We start from the raw sequence: 17,602 nt of genomic DNA on the forward strand, positions 1-17,602 counted from the left end.
TCGCGCACGGCCATCACAAGACCGGCAAAAGCACACCGATTTGTTGACTAAAAGGCCGCGCCTGCTATGTGTCGCGCACCCTTTTCAAGGGCTTTCCCAAGGCCCAAACCCCCATTTTGGAGGAAGCATGACCTCGCGCGAACAACATGACCGGATGGCCAATGCGATCCGTTTTCTAGCCATGGACGCCGTCGAGAAGGCAAATTCCGGCCACCCCGGACTGCCCATGGGCTGCGCCGACATCGCCACGGTGCTGTTCACCCGCTTTCTCAAATACGATCCGAAAAACCCGCATTGGCCGGACCGCGACCGCTTTATCCTGTCGGCCGGCCACGGATCGATGCTGCTTTACTCGCTGCTCTATCTGACCGGCTACGAAGACATCACCATCGAGCAGATCAAGCAGTTCCGCCAATTGGGGTCGAGGACGGCGGGCCACCCGGAATACGGCCATGCCGCGGGCATCGAGACGACGACCGGCCCACTCGGCCAGGGCCTTGCCAATTCGGTCGGCTTCGCGCTCGGCGAGCGCATCATGAATGCCGCTTTCGGCAAAGATCTCGTCGACCACTACACCTATGTGCTGGCCGGCGACGGCTGCCTGATGGAAGGCGTATCCCAGGAAGCCATCGCGCTTGCCGGGCATCTGAAGCTGAACAAGCTGATCGTCTTCTGGGACAACAACAACATCTCGATCGATGGCCCGGTGTCGCTCGCCGATAACACCGATCAGGTCGCCCGCTTCCAGGCGTCCGGCTGGAATGCCAGCCATATCGACGGCCAGGACCCGGAAGCGATCGCCTATGCCATCGAAGCGGCCCGCCACTCCGACAAGCCGACGATGATCGCCTGCAAGACGACGATCGGCTTCGGCGCGCCGACCAAGGCCGGTACCAACAAGGCGCATGGCTCGCCGCTCGGCGCCGAGGAAATCGCTGGCGCCAGAAAATTCTTCGGCTGGGATTATCCGCCTTTCGAGGTTCCGGCCGATATCCTCGACGCATGGCGTACCGCCGGGCGGACCGGCGTCAAGGCGCGCACCGACTGGGAAAGCCGCCTTGCCAAGGCTGATGCCCAATTGCGCGCAGAGTTCGAACGCCGCATCAGTGGCACGCTGCCGGCCAACTTCGACGCGGTCATTGGCGATTACAAGAAGAAGCTCGTCGCCGACAAGCCGAAGGTCGCCACCCGTAAGTCATCGGAAATGGCGCTGGAGGTCATCAACGGCGCCGTGCCCGAAACCGTCGGCGGCTCGGCCGATTTGACCGGCTCCAACAACACCAAGACCAGCCAGACCAAGAACATCACCGCCGACGATTACGGCCAGCGCTACGTTCATTACGGCGTTCGCGAGCACGGCATGGCGGCCGCGCTCAACGGGCTGACATTGCATGGCGGCATTATCGCCTATGGCGGCACTTTCATGTGCTTTTCCGATTATGCCCGTCCGGCGATGCGGCTTGCTTCGCTGATGGGCATCCGCTCGATCTTCGTCATGACCCATGATTCCATCGGCCTTGGCGAAGACGGCCCGACCCATCAGCCGGTCGAGCATCTGGCAGCACTTCGCGCCATTCCGAACCACAATGTCTTCCGCCCCGCCGATGCGGTGGAAACCGCGGAATGCTGGCAGTTGGCCATTGAGTCGGAAAAGACGCCTTCGACATTGGCGCTGACCCGGCAGAACCTGCCGACGGTACGCAACGACTTCGTTGCGGAAAACCTCTCCAGCCGCGGCGCCTATGAACTTGCCGCCGCCAGTGGCGAGGCGGCGGTGACGATCTTCGCGTCGGGCTCTGAGGTCGAGATCGCGCTGGCCGCCCGCGAGGCCCTGGAAAAGCACGGCCACGCGACCCGCGTCGTCTCGGTGCCGTGTTTCGAATTGTTCGACAAGCAGAGCGCCGACTATCGCAGCAGGACGATCGGCAATGCGCCGCTCAAAATTGCCATCGAAGCCGGCATCCGTCAGGGCTGGGATCACTTCATCGGCACCGACGGCATCTTTGTCGGCATGACCGGCTTCGGCGCCTCCGGCACCATCGAACAGCTCTACCCGCATTTCGGCATCACAGCCGAGGCAACGGTGAAGGCGGCGGAAGCCCGTCTGCATGGCAAATGAAAGTGAGCCCCGCCCGGTAAAGGCTGGCATAGCGGTTTTGCCGGGCGGTGGAGCACTAATCGATTTAAATCCACGCCTCGGCGGCTGGATTCTTTGCCCGTCCGCCGTTATGAAGCTGCGGACTTGATCTTCGGCCTCCAACTCCCAGGGAGAGAACAATGACCGTCAGAGTTGCCATCAACGGATTCGGCCGCATCGGCCGCAACATCCTGCGCGCCATCCATGAATCCGGCCGCAAGGATATCGACGTCGTCGCGGTCAACGATCTCGGCCCGGTCGAGACCAACGCGCATCTGCTGCGCTTCGACAGCGTGCATGGCCGCTTTCCGCATGAGGTGACGGTTGACGGCGACCAGATCATCGTCGGCAAGGAAAAATTCAAGGTCACCGCGATCAAGGATCCGACACAACTGCCCTGGAAGGAGCTTGGCATCGACATCGCGCTCGAATGCACCGGCATCTTCACCGCCCGCGACAAGGCCGTCGCCCATCTGACCGCCGGTGCCAAGCGCGTTCTCGTCTCCGCTCCGGCGGAGGGCGCCGATCTCACCGTCGTCTATGGCATCAATCACGACAAGCTGACCAAGGACCACATCGTCATCTCAAACGCCTCCTGCACCACCAACTGCCTGGCGCCGCTGGCGGCCGTGCTGAATGAGGCGGTCGGCATCGAGAAGGGCATGATGACGACGATCCATTCCTACACCGGCGACCAGCCGACGCTGGACACCATGCACAAGGACCTCTACCGCGCCCGCGCCGCCGCGCTGTCGCAGATTCCGACCTCGACCGGTGCTGCCAAGGCCATCGGCCTGGTACTGCCCGAACTCAAGGGCAAGCTCGACGGCATCTCCATCCGCGTGCCGACCCCGAACGTCTCGCTCGTCGATTTCAAGTTTATCGCCAAGCGGCCGACCACCGTCCAGGAGATCAATGACGCGGTGATCGCCGCCTCGAACGGCAAGCTGAAGGGCATCCTCGCCGTTACCCGTCACCCCAATGTTTCGATCGACTTCAACCATGATCCGCATTCCTCGATCGTGGCGCTCGACCAGACCAAGGTCATGGACGGCAACTTCGTTTCGGTGCTGTCGTGGTACGACAATGAGTGGGGCTTTTCCAACCGCATGGGCGATACCGCCGTCGCCTTCGGCAAGACCATCGCCTGATCGCAGAGCCAGCTTCTCGACTTGGAGACGCCCGGCTCAGTCCGGGCGTTTTTCATTGCAGCACGAACCGCCGAGGCACGCTCCGCTGCTCGGGGGTGCCAAAACTTTCGACGATCGGCAGCGTGGGGCAAAAAGCCACGCTGCTGCCTTGCAGCGGCCATGTCTTCGCCCCACTCTCCCGTGATGCCGTAGCATATCGACTAGGGGCGACCAACGAATGGAGCATGGTATCTATCTTGTGACGCTCGTTGGCGCAGCACTTGTCGTTGCCGCCGCGTTTTCAAGCCTGATCGCCTTCCGTTTCGGCGCCCCTCTCCTGCTGCTGTTTCTCTGCATCGGCCTCGCCACCGGAACCGACGGTCTCGGCATCCATTTCGACAATGCCCGAGTTGCTTATTTTGCCGGCTCATTGGCGCTGGCGGTCATCCTTTTCGATTCCGGCTTCGGCACGCCGCTCAACGCCTTGCGGCAGGCGGCCGGGCCGGCGCTGTCGCTGGCCACATTCGGCGTCCTTTTGACCACCGGGCTCTTCGGCGCCGCCGCCTATTATCTGCTCGACCTGACCTGGCTGGAATCCTTCCTGCTCGGTGCCGCCGTCGCCTCGACCGACGCCGCGGCGGTGTTCTTCCTGCTGCGCGCCGGCGAGATCAATTTGCGCGAGCGCGTGCGGTCCACGCTCGAGGTGGAATCCGGCACAAATGACCCGATCGCCATCTTCCTGACCATCACGCTGGTCGAGGTCATCGCCGGCAATACCCACCCCGAGGCCAAGGTGCTGGTCACCGATCTTGCCGTCGGCTTCCTTGTCAACATGGGGCTCGGCGCGGTCATCGGCATTCTCGGCGGCATGGCCATTGTGCGCCTTGTCGATCGCCTCAATCTCGATCACGGCCTGCTGCCGATCTTCGTGCTGACGCTGTCGCTTATGGTGTTCGCTGCCGCCGGTGCCGTCGGCGGCTCCGGCTTCCTGGCGGTCTATCTCGCAGGCCTGATTGCCGGCAATTCCGATATCCGGGCCGTGACCATCCTCAAGCGCTTCCAGGACGGCATGTCGTGGCTGGCGCAGATCATCATGTTCCTGATCCTCGGCCTGTTCGCGACGCCTTCACAATTTCCGGCGATCCTGGTGCCGGCAGTGCTGCTCGGCCTGTTCCTGGTATTTGTGGCACGGCCAATCGCCGTCTGGCTCTGCCTGGTGCCGTTCCGTCTGCCACGCCCGGAAGTCGCCTTCGTCTCGTGGGTTGGCCTGCGCGGTGCCGTGTCGATCCTGCTTGCCATCACGCCGCTGCTCGGCGGTCTTGAGAACGGCCGCCTCATCTTCAACACTGCCTTCATCATCGTGCTGGTCTCGCTGATCATCCAGGGATGGACCGTCGGGCCGCTGGCGCGCCGTCTCGGCCTTATCGTGCCGGCCCGCCTGGGACCGCTCGACAAGGTCGAATTGGAACTGCCGGGCTCCGCCCATCATGAGCTTCTCGCCTACCGCGTGTCACCTGGCAGCCCGGTGGCGCGCGGCGAACGCATTCCGCGCTGGGCGCGGCCGTCGCTGGTGCTGCGCGACGGACGCTCGATGCGCTTCCAGGATATGGGCCGGCTCGCGGCCGGCGACCATGTCTACATCTTCGTGCCGGACCGCTATCCGCGCCTGCTCGACAAGCTGTTCGCCAGCCGTGCCGTGGTCGATCCCGAGGACGCGGATTTCTTCGGCGCCTTCGCCGTCGATCCGTCACGCCCCGCCGAGGAACTGGAAACCGCCTACGCGCCGGGCCTGACCGAAGCGGAACGCAAGCTCAGCATTGGCGACCTGGTCACTACGCGGCTCGGCGGCCACGCCGAATATGCCGACCGCGTGCTGCTCGGTCCAATCGAGCTGATCGTCCGCGACGTCGACGACAAGGGCAGGATCACCGGCCTTGGCCTGTCCTTTGAGCCGACCGCGCCGGTGGCGCGCGTTCCGGTGTTTCTCAGCGCCGGCGAAATCCGCGACCGCATCGCCGCCTTCATCCGCAACCGGCGCAAGCCGGCCGAGGCGCGGGCGGTCGAGGCGGCGGCCGAGATGGAACCGGTTCCGCAGCCCGTGGTGGAAAAGACAACTGGCGAAGGCTGACCGCTGTCCACCCGAGCCGCGGAACCCTGCCGCGAGGCTGAAGAATGGCTCGGCAACTGGTGTGGCGGGTCCATGTGGTCCGACATCGCCGGAAATGATCCCGTTCGGCCGGTTGCGAGGACGTTCGGCCGATCAGTCGCCAATTCTCCGGCGCGCCATAGGGGCGCGCTTAATTGTTGCGGGCCGCTACGAACTGCGCCGCTTGTTTCAGAAGCGCAGCTTGCTCGCCAAAAGGTTCGAGCAACGCATGAGCCTGGTCAACGAGGCCATGGAGCTGGCCCCGCGCCCAGTCCGGTCCGTGCAGCGCGACCAGCGTCGCCTTGCCGGCCGCGGCATCCTTGCCGGTCGCCTTGCCCATCTGATGCGCGTCGGCGGTCAGGTCGAGCAGATCGTCGGCAAGCTGAAAGGCAAGCCCGATCGCCGAGCCGAACTCGGCCAGCCTTTCGCGGTCGCCCGACGGCGCGCCGGCAAGGATAGCGCCCGCTTCGCAGGCAAAGCGGATCAGCGCACCGGTTTTCATCGCCTGAAGCCGGATGATGCCGGCCTCGTCCGGCCGGCTTTGTTCGGCTTCGAGATCGAGCATCTGGCCGCCGACCATGCTTCCCGCCCCGGCGGCGCGGGCCAGTGCCAGCACCAGCGTTGTCCTGCGCTCGGCCGGCAGCATTGTCGCCTCGTCGGCAAGGATGTCGAAGGCAAGTGTCAGCAAGGCGTCGCCCGCAAGAATGGCGGTCGCCTCATCGAAAGCCCTGTGCACGGTCGGCTGGCCGCGGCGCAAATCGTCGTCGTCCATGGCCGGCAGATCGTCATGGATGAGCGAATAGCAGTGCACGCATTCGAGCGCCGCCGCGACGCGCAGCGCCGCCTCGCCGTCGGCTGAAAACAGTGCAGCACTTTCCATGACCAGGAAGGGACGCAGTCGTTTGCCGCCGTTCAGCACGCCATGTCGCATTGCCGCCATCAGGCGTTCGGGCCGCGCGACCTCGCCCGAAAGCGTCCGTCCGTCGAGCAACCGCCTCAGCAGCGCCTCGAGCGGAACTGCCCGGGCAATAAGTGCAGCTTCGAACGCCATTTGGTCGTCTTTCGTCATGGTCGGGAGCGGTAGCCGACACTCAGACATTGCGCAAGAAGCCAAGCGCCATTATGCCGGGGGCAGGGAGTAGCGCGGACTGGGTGGCTTGGCGGAACCGATCGTCGATCACGAAACCGAAGGGTTGGACATGGCGAGACCGAGACGCGGCAGCCGCATCGGTCTTCAACGCTGGGTCCGGCGCGGCATTGCCGTCGCCGTCGTGCTGGCGCTGGTGCCGGTGGTGCTGACCTTCCTGTATCTGCCGTCATTCGTGCATCCGGTGTCGACATTGATGCTGAAGGACCTGGCGACGTTTTCCGGCTACGATCGGCGCTGGGTTTCCATCGACGATGTCGCGCCGGTGCTGGCATATTCGGTAATCATGTCGGAGGACGGGCAGTTCTGTTTCCATCGCGGCGTCGATCTGGGCGAGTTGCGCGGCGTCGTCGACGATGCGCTCGCCGGCGAGATGACACGTGGCGCCTCGACCATCACCATGCAGACGGTAAAGAATCTTTATCTATGGTCGCGGCCGTTGGGCTCGGTCCGTAAGGTCGTCGAACTGCCGCTGGCCGTCTATTTCGATGCGGTGCTGTCGAAACGGCGGATCATGGAGATCTACCTCAACATCGCCGAATGGGGACCGGGCATCTACGGCATCGAGGCCGCCGCCCAGCATCATTTCGGCGTCTCGGCAAAACAGCTGTCGCGCCGGCAGGCAGCGCTGCTTGCCGTCACCTTGCCGAATCCGATCGTGCGCAATCCGGCGAAGCCCGGGCCGGGACTGAGGCGGCTTGCCGCGTTGATCGAACGGCGCGCCGGCCGCGCCGGCGCCTATGTCGGTTGCCTGCGATAGTGTCAAAAAAAAACACGGCGACGCTGGCCAAAACGCCGTCGGGCGTGTATAGGCACCCGACTTTCTCAGATTCCGGCCCCTGATGTGGCCCTTTCACGAGGGCCGCCGGGGCGTTTTGACCATGTAGTGGAGCATATCCATGGCCGTTCCGAAACGAAAAACCTCTCCGTCGAAGCGCGGCATGCGCCGTTCTGCCGACGCACTGAAGGCCCCGACCTATGTCGAGGACAAGAACTCCGGCGAGATGCGCCGTCCGCACCATATCGACCTGAAGACCGGCATGTATCGCGGTCGCCAGGTTCTGGAGCCGAAGGAAAGCTGATAGAGCTTTCGACGGTTTATTGGGTTGCGAAGCGACCGGCCATTGGCCGGTCTTTTTGCGTTTGCGACAACTGATCGTATCAGCCGGGCCTGACATTGTTGTTTCACGCCGTCTTTGTCCGTGTTTATCGGCCGCACGAAAATTCTTGACGGCGAACGCCGGGCGCACTCTACAAAGATCAGTCCAACCGGAGCCGCCACATGTTCGGTGCCATCCCGCTGCTGATCGTGCCTTTCATCCTCTACAATCTTGGGCTTCTGGGAATATTCGGCAGCGGCGACGATCCGTGGGCCACCGAAATGTTTTCGGTCCGGATGATGTCGGGTGGCGTGTTCTCGATGACCCTCGGCGACCTCATCGTGCTGATCGCACTGATCTTCTTGTTCGTCGAAGTGGTGAAGTCGACGCGCACGACAAGTGCCTCGATCATGGACCATCTTTTGTCGACCTTCGTCTTTGTGGCCTATCTGGTCGAGTTCCTGCTGGTGAAGGGCGCCGCCCATTCTGTCTTCTTCACACTGATGGTCATAGCGCTGATCGACGTGCTGGCCGGCTTTTCGGTGTCAATGCGGTCGGCCACCCGCGACATCAATATGAATTAAGGATCCCGGCTCAGCCCGGGTCAGCGGTGAAGCCAGCCGCCTCGAGCCGGCGATGGCTGCCGTTTCATCATTGTCGAACGTGTCGCCGGAAATACCGATGGCGCCGATGATCGTGCCGGCGTTGTCGCGCATCAGCACGCCGCGCGCGCGCGCCCGACACGTCGGAGCCGCCGGCGATCAGATGCGGGCGCTCCTTGGCGAAAGCTTCCACCCGGCGCGGGCCCATGCCGATAGCGAGCGCGCCATAGGCCTTGCCGGCCGACATTTGCGGACGCAGGAACGAGGCGCCGTCCTGACGCTGGAACGCGACCAGATGGGCGCCGGCGTCGAGCACCGAGACGCCAAGCGGCCTGAGCTTGAGCTAGGCACCCTTGGCAAAGGCGGCGGCGTTGATTTCAAGGGCTTTGTCGAGCGTCAGTGCGGTCATGGCCGTCTCCTGAACGCGCCAGTTATCAGCCGTCAGAACAGACTCCGAGTGAACTGTTTCGCGTGCGGAAGGAAGCATGGATTCTGGGAGCGCCGGCCTATTTCTTCTTGGCCCGAGGCTTCTTCACCGGGGCCGGAGGCGCATTGGCCAGGTCTTCCGCTTCCTTGGCGAGGCGCAGCGCCCGCAGCTTGTTGGTCTTGGCTTGGCGAGCGTCGCTCTCGGCGACATATTCCGCCATCGCCTTCTGGCGAACCGTGGCTGCCTCTTCCTGTTTCTTGAAACGCAAATCGGCCCGCGCACGGGCAGTGTCCTTAGAGTTCTCGACCAAGAGCGTTATCCAATCCGTAAATTATCTTCAGTCCCTTGATAGCAGAGCCAGCCCGCAATTGGGAAAATAAGTTGGTCATGGCGCCGGGTCGCAGCCGACTCGCTCCGCCTTGCGGGCGACGACCGCATCGTATCCGGCCTGCAAAGTCGCGCGGACGGTGGGTCCAGATGGGGCGGGAGACGCACCCAGATGCTCGTGGCGCAACTCGTTCATGAACTTGTCCCACATCGGCGGGCCGCCTTTTTCCAGAAGCTCGGCACGGATAGAGAGCTCTTCGCTGACCGGCAGCCAGACGCGACCCCAGGCGCCGAGATGCGCCAGGATCGGCACCAGCGTAATCGCCATTTCGGTCAGGCTGTAGATCGCTTTTTGCTTATGGGAGGGATCGTCCGCCTTGGTCAGCATGCCGAGCTCCTTCAGCCTCTTCAGCCGGTCGGCGAGGATGTTGGAGGCGATGCCCTCCACCGAGCCGTTGAGCAGTTCGCGAAAGTGGCGTCTGCCGCCGAAGATGATGTCGCGAAGGATGATCAGGCTCCACCGGTCACCGAACACTTCGAGCGACAGGTTGATGGGGCATCCGGACCGACGATCGATGTTCATGCGAATCTCCAAAACCGGTTGCATTATCGTATCGGTTTTAATATCGTGCAACTGATTGCAAAATGCAATCGGATTGGAAGCCCAGGGAGGAAAGCCATGAAAAACGCCGAACACCCCGAAATCGCATCCCAGACGTTCGGCGATCCGGCCCATCCGGCGGTGTTGTTGATCATGGGCGCGATGGCTTCCATGCTTTGGTGGCCCGAAGCGTTTTGCCGGAAGCTGGCCGGCGAGGGTCGCTTCGTGATCCGCTATGACAATCGCGATACCGGCCGTTCGACCAAGTACGCGCCGGGCGAGCCGCCTTATACATTTGACGACATGGCGGACGATGCTATCCGCGTCCTTGACGACCATGGAATCCGAAAGGCGCATGTGGTCGGCATGTCGATGGGCGGCATGATCGCGCAGCTTGTTGCGTTGAAATACCCGTCGCGTGTCACTTCGCTGACGGTGATCAGCAGCTCGCCCCTGGGCATCGATACGTCGCATCTGCCCGGAACCACCGAGGCCCATAGGAACCACTCGGCCGAAGGCGCCAAGGTCGACTGGGCGGACCGGGGCCAAGTGGTCGATTTCATCGTCAAGGACGCGCATGCGCTCACCGGTGCGGCGCACTCTTTCGACGAGCAGCGAACACGGGCTTTCGTCGAACAGGATTATGACCGGTCCGGCGGTTTTCTAAGTGCGACCAATCATTTCATGCTCAAGAGTGGCGAAGATGGGAGCGGCGAGCACTGGACGGGTCGGCTGCCCAACATGAAAATCCCGCTCCTCGTTATCCACGGCACCGACGATCCCATCTTTCCAGTCGAGCATGGCGCCGCTCTTGCCGACGCGGTCGCCGGTGCAAGGCTGCTCCGGATCGAGGGCGGCGGCCACGAGCTGCATCCCGACGACTGGGCCGCGATCATCGATGCCATCGTCACCCACAGCCAGGCCAAATAGTACCGAGCCGACCTCGACATCGAATTTCCGCGAGACGAACCCCCTGAGGAACGACAACAATGTCCCTGATTATGCACCTTCATCCACTGGCCTCCTTCTGCTGGAAGCCGCTGATCGCGCTCTATGAGAACGGCACGCCATTCACATCGGTCGTTGTCGATCTCGGCAATGAACAATCGCGCGCGGCGTTTCTGAAATTGTGGCCGCTCGGCAAGATGCCGGTGCTGCGCGATGAAGCGCTTGACCGGACCGTGCCGGAATCGACGATCGTCATCGAATATCTCAACGCGTATTATCCTGGGCCGGTCGAACTGATCCCCGCCGATCTCGATCTCGCTCGCCAGACGCGGCTCGCCGACCGCTTCTATGACTTCTACGTCCAGGAACCGATGCAGAAGATCGTTGGCGACCGGCTGCGGCCGGAGGGCAAGACCGATCCGTTCGGCGTCGAGCAGGCCCGCGCCCAGCTGCGCAGCTCCTACGCCATCATTGAACAGGACATGCGGTCGAGGACATGGGCGGTGGGTGCGAGCTTCACCATGGCCGACTGCGCTGCCGCCCCCGCGCTGTTCTACGCCAATAAGGTCGAGCCTTTCGGAGACGAATATCCTGCGGTCAGGCGCTATCACGACCGGTTGCTGCAACGCCCCTCGGTTGCCCGTGTGATCGAGGAAGCACAGCCGTATCTCAAGCTCTTCCCCTACAACAATGGCTAGAGTGGTTCATCGTTTCACGGAAACGCCGAACCGCTCTATCTCTTCCGGACGGAAAACCGTTTCACACTTTTCCTGGAATTGCTCTAGGCCCGATGCTGCCTAGTTGCTCGACGCGCTGACGATGCCTCTCAGCTTCCGGGTGAACCGAGCTGCTCCGCATCCCAGAACTGGTCAAGCCAGATGTTGAGCTTCAGGAAGCCGGCATTGCTGACCGTATAGACGCGCCTGGTGCCTTCCGGCTTGGCGTTGACCAACCCCGCATCAAGCAGCACCTTCAGGTGCTGCGAAACGGCCGGGCGGGACACCGGCAAGCCGGATGCCAATTCGTTGACGGTCTTCGGTCCGCGCCGGAGCTCTTCCAAGAGATGGCGCCGGTTGGGATCGGCAATCGCCATGAAGGCGTCGGAAAGCATCATGCCTTATTTGTGGGGCAAAGCGCCTCGAATCTCAACTGTCGGCTTCAGCTTTTCTACGCGGGTCGAGCCGCAACGCTTCCGGCGTCACCGAGCGATCGGCGGGCTGGGTCTTGAAGGCATCGCGGCCTTCGATCGGCACCGGCGCGCGACGGCTGATGCGCAGCAGCGTATAGCCAGCCAGGCTGAGATGCGCGAGCGCAGTGGCCAGGAACAGCCCCTCAGGGCGCATCCAGCCCATCAGGCCGGCGGCCACCAGCGGACCGATCATCGTGCCGAAGCCATAAAGCAGCAGCAGGCCGCCCGACACTTTGACGAAGTCCTCCGATCGCGCATGGTCATTGGCATGCGCCACCGCGATCGAATAGAGCGTGTAGGCGAAGGCGCCGTAGGCGGCGGTGCAGACGATGACGAAGACGCCGGAGCGCGGTTCGAACAGGAAGATGGCGATGGCAAACAGCGCAGCGCCGCAGGCCGCGCCCGCCAGCACGAAACGACGATCCGTCATGTCGGAGAGCCGCCCGGCCGGAAGCTGCATGGCGGCGCCGGCGATGACCACGAGGCTCATCATCAGCGCGATCTCGGCTGTCGAGATGCCGATGCGCGCTCCATAGACGGCACCAAGTGTACCCCAGGCGCCGTTGGCGATGCCGATCAGCACGCAAGCGATCGCCGACACCGGCGAATTGACGTAGAGCCCCTTGACGTCAAGCGACACGTCCTGCAGCGGCTTGGGGTGAGACGCCGTCGAGACCGCTGTCGGGATCAGCGACAGGCAGAACAGAATGCCGGTGATCATGAACAGCGACGCCGATCTCACATCGCCGCCGGCAACGATCATCTGACCGCCCATGATCGAGGCATAGGTGACCATCATGTAGAGGCCGAAGACGGTGCCGCGGTTTTCGTTGGTGGCCTTCTCGTTGAGCCAGCTTTCGATGACCATGAAGGCGCCGGCCATGGTGAAGCCGGTGAAGGCGCGCAGCAGGATCCAGGTATATTCGTCGATGATCAGGCCGGTGAGCAATGCGACGATCGCTCCCGATGCGGCAAAGGCGCCGAAAGCCCTGACATGACCGGCGCGGCGCACGATGCGTGGCGCAAAGAAGCAGCCGGTGACGAAGCCGCCGGCCCAAGCCGTGCCCATCAGGCCGAGCGATGCCGTCGAGAAGCCCTCCACCTGGCCGCGCAGCGGCAACAGCAGACCGTGCAGTCCGGATGCCGCCAACAGGAACGCGGTGCCGCGCAGCAGCGAGAGGATCGGTCTGTAGCTTGCGAACATTTTTCAATCCGGCTGGGGTTTAGGGCACAAGTCTGGAGACAGCGGCATTCGGGCTTTTCGGCGGCGTGCCCGAGCTTTTGGAATTGCCCGCAGTAACTACCCGCGGCGAAACAGCGCCTCTGCCGCCGACTTGGTCGAGCCCTTGGTCTTGAGCTCGGCTTCCAGCCGGGCGATCTCGTCGCGCAGGATGCCGATCCGTTCGGACAATTCATCGACGGAAAGCAGCGACAGATCCTGCCCGATCTCGTGCGGGCGCGCTTTCTTCTTGGGTTCGTCGTCGAAGATCGCCATCGTCGCTCCTCCGTGATTGCCCATTTGCCTGATTTGCCAATGAGCATACATAGGGCAAGGGTATGGATGCAAATGGCGGGCAAGAGCTGGCACGAGAAACCGGCGGAGCACGACGGGAAAGTTCATGGCGAACGCACAGAAAATTCCGGCGAAGATGATGGCGATCGCCATATCGGAACCGGGCGGGCCGCGGGTGCTGAAACCGGAAACCCGCGACGTACCGGTTCCCGGTTCCGGCGAGATCCTGATCCGGGTGCGGGCCGCCGGCGTCAACCGGCCGGACGTGCAACAGCGCAAGGGCGCCTATCCGCCACCGCCGGGAGCGTCGGATCTGCCGGGGCTGGAGGCGGCAGGCGAAGTAGCTGCCCTTGGTGACGAGATATCGCGCTGGCGCGTCGGCGACCGGGTCTGTGCGCTGACGGCGGGCGGCGGCTATGCCGAATATGTCAGAGTGCACGCCGGCAGCGTGCTGCCGCTGCCCGCCGGCTTTACCTACACCGAAGCGGCGGCGCTGCCGGAAAACTACTTCACTGTTTGGCACAATGTCTTCGAGCGCGGCGGCCTGAAGAGCGGCGAGACCCTTCTCGTGCATGGCGGCTCGTCGGGTATCGGCACCACGGCGATCCAGCTTGCTGCCGCTTTCGGCGCCTATGTCGTCACCACCGCCGGCAGCAAGGAGAAATGCGACGCCTGCCTCAAGCTCGGCGCCGACCGGGCGATCAACTACCGCGAGGAGGACTTCGTCGCCGCAGTCAAGGAGGCAACCGGCGGCAAGGGTGCCAATGTCATCCTCGACATGGTCGGCGGCGACTATGTGGCGCGAAACTATGAGGCTGCAGCCATGGAAGGCCGCATCGTCCAGATCGCGACGCAGGGCGGGGCAGTGGCGAGCGCCGATTTCTTCAAGATCATGGCCAAGCGGCTCGTGCACACAGGATCGCTGCTCAGGCCACGCACCGTGGAGTTCAAGGCGGCAGTTGCGGCTGCGCTCGAGGCGCAGGTTTGGCCGCTGCTCGGCACGCGCAAGGTTGCGCCGGTGATGGATACGATCTTCCCGCTCAAGGAAGCGTGGCGGGCGCATGAGCGGATGGAGGAGGGTGAGCACATCGGCAAGATTGTGCTCGATGTCGCCTGACGGCCCGCAAACAGGCTGAACGAAAGCTTATGGTGCAATGCAACAAACGCATTGCGGCCATGCAAAAGCGTCTGTTCAATTTTTCATCGCCGATGCCTATTTACGCGGCATCAAAACGATGGAGGACTATCATGAACCCGATCCGCGCTTTCCGTAACTGGCGCATGTACAACGAAACCGTGCGCGAACTGAACCGGCTGAATGCTCGTCAGCTCAACGACCTCGGCATCAACCGCGGCGACATCGAGAGAATCGCCCGCAAAGGGCTTTGATCTCGAGCACGATCCCGCTCGAAGACCGGGCGCCGCTTTTCGGCAACGCCGAGCCGCGGTTCGGGATCAAGCTTTAGAAGCCAGAGCCGCAGCAGACGGATTTCCGTCGCCGGTTCCGAGCCCGCCCGACCTTGGTCTGGCGGGCTTTGTCTTTTTGAAGCTTTCGACTGCATGGCGTCATCTGCCGACCCTTCGCGGTCTGCTGGTCGCGCTGCCGTGCCGTCCTTGACGCGCGCCTGCCAAAAACATTGCGAAACGGCGAGCGAGCGGTTATATAGACCGCGATTTTCCCATTTTGGTGGCTCTAAACCACCGCCCGCGCGGGAACGCGGGCGAACGAGAAGGATTTTTGTAATGGCCAATACGCTGCTGATGCCAAAGGCGACCGCCGTCTGGCTGGTTGACAACACAGCGCTTTCCTTCGAGCAGATTGCGCAGTTCTGCGGACTGCATCCGCTTGAGGTCAAGGCGATCGCCGACGGCGAGTCGGCGCAAGGCATCAAGGGCATGGACCCGATCATGACCGGCCAGCTCACTCGCGACGAGATCGCGCGCGCCGAGAAGGACGCCAACCACCGGCTGAAGCTCTCCGATCCCAAGGTGCGGGTGCCGGAATCCAAACGCAAGGGTCCGCGCTACACGCCGCTGTCGAAGCGCCAGGACCGGCCCAACGCCATCCTCTGGCTGGTGCGCAACCATCCCGAGCTCAAGGATGCGCAGATTGCCCGCCTTGTCGGCACAACGAAGTCGACGATCGACCAGATTCGCGACAGAAAGCACTGGAACTCCGCCAATCTCCAGCCTATGGATCCGGTGACGCTCGGCCTGACGTCGCAGATCGACCTCGATATGGAAATCAACCGCGCCTCGCGCGGCCGCGAGCAGGCGCAGCCGGTCGGCGATACGCTGCTGCCGGCCGCCTTGACCGAACGGCTGGTGCCGGCGCCCGAAAAGCCGAAGGACGAGGACCGCGAACTTGACGCCAACGCCGTCTTCGCCAAGCTTTCGGCGCTGAAGTCGAAGGACAAGGACGCCGACGAAGAGGAATAGGTCTGGCATCCAAAACAAAAAGCCCGCTTTCAAGCGGGCTTTTTTGTGATCTTCCGTGTCAGCTTCGCGCCGCCCGGTCCGGCGCCATGCCGTAATCCTCGCTGCGCTCCACCGCGCGATAGAAATCGGCGAGCTGCTTGCCGCGCTCCGGCTTGAAGGTGCGGCCGGCGATGACCACCGTGGCGATTCGGTCGATGCGGAAAGCGCGGAAATCGCTGCGCATCTCACACCAGGCGACCAAGGTCCACACCTTGCCCCAGAACCACAGGCCGAGCGGGCGGATGTCGCGCGCGGTGCTGCGGCCGGCCTCATCCGAATAGTCGATGGTCAGCACCTGACGTTTCTCGATGGACCGCTCGATCAGGTCGATGGCTTCGCGGGCGGCATCGCTTACCACCCACATCGGCGTGTGTATCTCGGTACGGGCGATGCGGTCCTTTTCGGCGTCGGGCAACACGGCGCCTATCTTGACCAGCGCCTCGTCGGCGGCTCGCGCCATAGCCGCGCCGCCAAAGGCGCGCACCATGCGAGCGCCGGCGACCAGCGCGACGATCTCGTCACGCGTGAACATCAGCGGCGGAAGGTCGAAACCCTCCCTCATCATGTAGCCGACACCGGCCTCGCCGTCGATCGGGACGCCGGTCGACTGCAAGTCTGCGATGTCGCGATAGATCGTCCGCTCGGAAACCTCGAGCCACGTGCCCAGCTTCTGGGCGGTGACCAGACGACCACCACGCAGATGCTGCACGATCTGGAAGAGCCTGTCGGCGCGGCGCATCGTATGGTCCCTCGGCGTCTATCGTTCCAGCCCTTCGCGCTTGCGCTGCGCGGCGACGAAGGCCGCGCCGAAGGACAGTTTACTCGTTGTCGGCGTGCTTGCGTCGACCACCCGCCAGAACGGCGCAACATCGCCCAGCGCCATACCACGCTCAAGATCCTCGTTGGCGGCCTCGGCGACGGTGCGCAGATGATAGCCGATGGTGACCGGACATGTCATCTCGGCACCGTGCTCGATGGCGAGAGCGGTGCGCAAAGCGCGGATATTCATGTCCATGCCTTCGGGGATGGAGCGGATGAATGCATGGACCTGGCGAGCATCGGCTGGCCTTCGACGACGTCGCCGATGGTGCGTGGCGACGGTGTTATGCCGTTGATGCCAGGCGTGTTCAGCCTGTCGTTCCAGCTTTTCATCGATCGTCCTCTCGGCCATCCGGCTCCGGCGGCCATCGCACTATGGCACGAGCCTCCTGACACCATACTGTCAGGAGGCTTCAGCATGCCCCATTTCAGCTCGTCGCCAGGTTGCATCCAAACGCCACGCGGAAAGCTTGCCTCAATTGCCGCCATTGCGGCGGTCGCCATACATGTCCGGCCAACCAATATCCTTGCGGATGTCCGCCGGCAGGGTGTTCATGAATCGCTGGGTGCGGATCTCATTGCGGATCGTCCGGATCTTGCCGACATAGTGCTGCACGCTACGCAGAATGGTAATACCGTTCATGGCTGGTCTCCTCTCTTTCGATGCAGGCACTATCGCACACCCCTGCTGACAGCAGTCTGTCAGGAGGGTGCGTCTCTCCTGACCGGCGTTCCGATTTGTCGACCGAAGTGATCAGGCAGTGCTGAAAAGAGGCCTGCTGCACTGGAAAGACGGCGATCGCGGAGCCGCTTTGACAGCCAGCCGCGATGCTGATCAAAGGCTGCATGTCGAAACTTCTCGCACTCGTCATCATCTTCATGATGGTCATCCAGCTCATCAAGCCGCTCGGCTGGCCCGGGCTGAAGCGGCGCAGCGATTTCTGGAAGCTGGCGCTGCTGGCGATGGCGGCGATTTCGATTACGGCGGTGCTCGGGCACTGGACGTAATGCATGTCGCGCAAAAGTGTGCAGCGGTTT

Annotated in this window: 22 protein-coding genes and 1 pseudogene; 12 read left to right on the forward strand and 11 right to left on the reverse strand. The window is 63.0% G+C overall.

Translation table 11 applies throughout. From position 1 onward, the window contains the following. Positions 1–127: 127 nt before the first annotated feature. The 3 genes from tkt to NKJ81_RS09290 all read left to right on the forward strand — a co-directional run bounded on the left by tkt (position 128) and on the right by NKJ81_RS09290 (position 5,395). Entirely contained in the window at positions 128–2,119 is a 1,992-nt protein-coding gene (gene tkt, locus NKJ81_RS09280; RefSeq protein ID WP_352471145.1) for a transketolase, read from the forward strand. 158 nt (positions 2,120–2,277) lie between these two features. Then, complete coding sequence (gap, locus tag NKJ81_RS09285; RefSeq protein WP_023678507.1) at positions 2,278–3,288, forward strand: type I glyceraldehyde-3-phosphate dehydrogenase; 1,011 nt, start codon at positions 2,278–2,280, stop codon at positions 3,286–3,288. 217 nt (positions 3,289–3,505) lie between these two features. Next, the gene (locus NKJ81_RS09290; RefSeq protein ID WP_352540249.1) at positions 3,506–5,395 is read left to right on the forward strand and encodes a potassium/proton antiporter; all 1,890 of its coding nucleotides are present in this window, start codon (positions 3,506–3,508) and stop codon (positions 5,393–5,395) included. A 169-nt stretch (positions 5,396–5,564) separates the two neighbouring features. Here the strand turns inward: NKJ81_RS09290 and NKJ81_RS09295 are convergent, their stop codons facing one another. After that, on the reverse strand, positions 5,565–6,482 hold the full coding sequence (locus NKJ81_RS09295; RefSeq protein ID WP_352540250.1) for a polyprenyl synthetase family protein: 918 nt from the start codon (positions 6,480–6,482) through the stop codon (positions 5,565–5,567). A 79-nt stretch (positions 6,483–6,561) separates the two neighbouring features. On the opposite strand from NKJ81_RS09295, the gene NKJ81_RS09300 reads away from it, so the two are divergent. From NKJ81_RS09300 to NKJ81_RS09310, 3 genes are all read left to right on the forward strand, one after another. Next, entirely contained in the window at positions 6,562–7,320 is a 759-nt protein-coding gene (locus tag NKJ81_RS09300) for a biosynthetic peptidoglycan transglycosylase (RefSeq protein ID WP_352540340.1), read from the forward strand. Positions 7,321–7,459: 139 nt separating this feature from the next. Next, entirely contained in the window at positions 7,460–7,642 is a 183-nt protein-coding gene (gene rpmF, locus NKJ81_RS09305) for a 50S ribosomal protein L32 (protein WP_006203806.1), read from the forward strand. A gap of 200 nt (positions 7,643–7,842) precedes the next feature. Next, on the forward strand, positions 7,843–8,244 hold the full coding sequence (locus NKJ81_RS09310) for a hypothetical protein (protein WP_352500775.1): 402 nt from the start codon (positions 7,843–7,845) through the stop codon (positions 8,242–8,244). A gap of 10 nt (positions 8,245–8,254) precedes the next feature. On the opposite strand, the pseudogene NKJ81_RS09315 reads toward NKJ81_RS09310, so the two are convergent. From NKJ81_RS09315 to NKJ81_RS09325, 3 genes and pseudogenes are all read right to left on the reverse strand, one after another. Further along, positions 8,255–8,671 (reverse strand): annotated as a pseudogene (locus NKJ81_RS09315) (GlcG/HbpS family heme-binding protein). 97 nt (positions 8,672–8,768) lie between these two features. Then, entirely contained in the window at positions 8,769–8,999 is a 231-nt protein-coding gene (locus tag NKJ81_RS09320; RefSeq protein ID WP_023678501.1) for a hypothetical protein, read from the reverse strand. A gap of 75 nt (positions 9,000–9,074) precedes the next feature. Further along, a complete protein-coding gene (locus tag NKJ81_RS09325) occupies positions 9,075–9,599 on the reverse strand; it encodes a winged helix-turn-helix transcriptional regulator (RefSeq protein ID WP_352540251.1) in 525 nt (174 codons plus the stop codon). 96 nt (positions 9,600–9,695) lie between these two features. On the opposite strand from NKJ81_RS09325, the gene NKJ81_RS09330 reads away from it, so the two are divergent. Then, positions 9,696–10,547 (forward strand): alpha/beta fold hydrolase, encoded by an 852-nt coding sequence (locus NKJ81_RS09330; RefSeq protein WP_352540252.1) that lies wholly within the window; start codon positions 9,696–9,698, stop codon positions 10,545–10,547. 59 nt (positions 10,548–10,606) lie between these two features. Further along, on the forward strand, positions 10,607–11,263 hold the full coding sequence (locus tag NKJ81_RS09335; protein WP_352540253.1) for a glutathione S-transferase family protein: 657 nt from the start codon (positions 10,607–10,609) through the stop codon (positions 11,261–11,263). Between the two features lie 128 nt (positions 11,264–11,391). Here the strand turns inward: NKJ81_RS09335 and NKJ81_RS09340 are convergent, their stop codons facing one another. From NKJ81_RS09340 to NKJ81_RS09350, 3 genes are all read right to left on the reverse strand, one after another. Next, positions 11,392–11,679: an ArsR/SmtB family transcription factor gene (locus tag NKJ81_RS09340; RefSeq protein WP_023678497.1), complete on the reverse strand. Its 288-nt coding sequence runs from the start codon at positions 11,677–11,679 to the stop codon at positions 11,392–11,394. A 31-nt stretch (positions 11,680–11,710) separates the two neighbouring features. After that, complete coding sequence (locus tag NKJ81_RS09345; RefSeq protein WP_352471149.1) at positions 11,711–12,958, reverse strand: MFS transporter; 1,248 nt, start codon at positions 12,956–12,958, stop codon at positions 11,711–11,713. A 96-nt stretch (positions 12,959–13,054) separates the two neighbouring features. Next, positions 13,055–13,249, reverse strand: a complete 195-nt coding sequence (locus NKJ81_RS09350) for a DUF1192 domain-containing protein (protein ID WP_023678495.1) — start codon at positions 13,247–13,249, stop codon at positions 13,055–13,057. 124 nt (positions 13,250–13,373) lie between these two features. On the opposite strand from NKJ81_RS09350, the gene NKJ81_RS09355 reads away from it, so the two are divergent. The 3 genes from NKJ81_RS09355 to NKJ81_RS09365 all read left to right on the forward strand — a co-directional run bounded on the left by NKJ81_RS09355 (position 13,374) and on the right by NKJ81_RS09365 (position 15,706). Next, positions 13,374–14,384: an NAD(P)H-quinone oxidoreductase gene (locus NKJ81_RS09355; protein WP_352471150.1), complete on the forward strand. Its 1,011-nt coding sequence runs from the start codon at positions 13,374–13,376 to the stop codon at positions 14,382–14,384. A gap of 131 nt (positions 14,385–14,515) precedes the next feature. Continuing rightward, the gene (locus NKJ81_RS09360) at positions 14,516–14,656 is read left to right on the forward strand and encodes a DUF1127 domain-containing protein (RefSeq protein WP_023678493.1); all 141 of its coding nucleotides are present in this window, start codon (positions 14,516–14,518) and stop codon (positions 14,654–14,656) included. Between the two features lie 354 nt (positions 14,657–15,010). Then, positions 15,011–15,706, forward strand: coding sequence for a DUF1013 domain-containing protein (locus NKJ81_RS09365; protein ID WP_023678492.1), 696 nt, complete (start codon positions 15,011–15,013; stop codon positions 15,704–15,706). Positions 15,707–15,764: 58 nt separating this feature from the next. On the opposite strand, the gene NKJ81_RS09370 is transcribed toward NKJ81_RS09365, so the two are convergent. The 4 genes from NKJ81_RS09370 to NKJ81_RS09385 all read right to left on the reverse strand — a co-directional run bounded on the left by NKJ81_RS09370 (position 15,765) and on the right by NKJ81_RS09385 (position 17,207). Next, entirely contained in the window at positions 15,765–16,484 is a 720-nt protein-coding gene (locus NKJ81_RS09370) for a helix-turn-helix transcriptional regulator (protein WP_352540254.1), read from the reverse strand. An 18-nt stretch (positions 16,485–16,502) separates the two neighbouring features. Continuing rightward, positions 16,503–16,754, reverse strand: coding sequence for a hypothetical protein (locus tag NKJ81_RS09375; protein ID WP_352540255.1), 252 nt, complete (start codon positions 16,752–16,754; stop codon positions 16,503–16,505). Next, on the reverse strand, positions 16,751–16,897 hold the full coding sequence (locus NKJ81_RS09380; RefSeq protein ID WP_352540256.1) for a hypothetical protein: 147 nt from the start codon (positions 16,895–16,897) through the stop codon (positions 16,751–16,753). The genes NKJ81_RS09375 and NKJ81_RS09380 overlap by 4 nt, the downstream gene beginning before the upstream one ends. Before the next feature lie 142 nt (positions 16,898–17,039). Beyond that, on the reverse strand, positions 17,040–17,207 hold the full coding sequence (locus NKJ81_RS09385; RefSeq protein ID WP_023678489.1) for a hypothetical protein: 168 nt from the start codon (positions 17,205–17,207) through the stop codon (positions 17,040–17,042). A 203-nt stretch (positions 17,208–17,410) separates the two neighbouring features. Here NKJ81_RS09385 and NKJ81_RS09390 point away from each other — a divergent pair, with 203 nt between their 5' ends. After that, positions 17,411–17,572 carry a hypothetical protein gene (locus NKJ81_RS09390; RefSeq protein WP_352540257.1) on the forward strand — a complete coding sequence of 54 codons (162 nt, stop codon included), beginning with the start codon at positions 17,411–17,413 and terminating at the stop codon, positions 17,570–17,572. Positions 17,573–17,602 lie beyond the last annotated feature (30 nt).

It is taken from the genome of Mesorhizobium sp. M0018 (assembly GCF_040323955.1).
Taxonomy (GTDB): domain Bacteria; phylum Pseudomonadota; class Alphaproteobacteria; order Rhizobiales; family Rhizobiaceae; genus Mesorhizobium.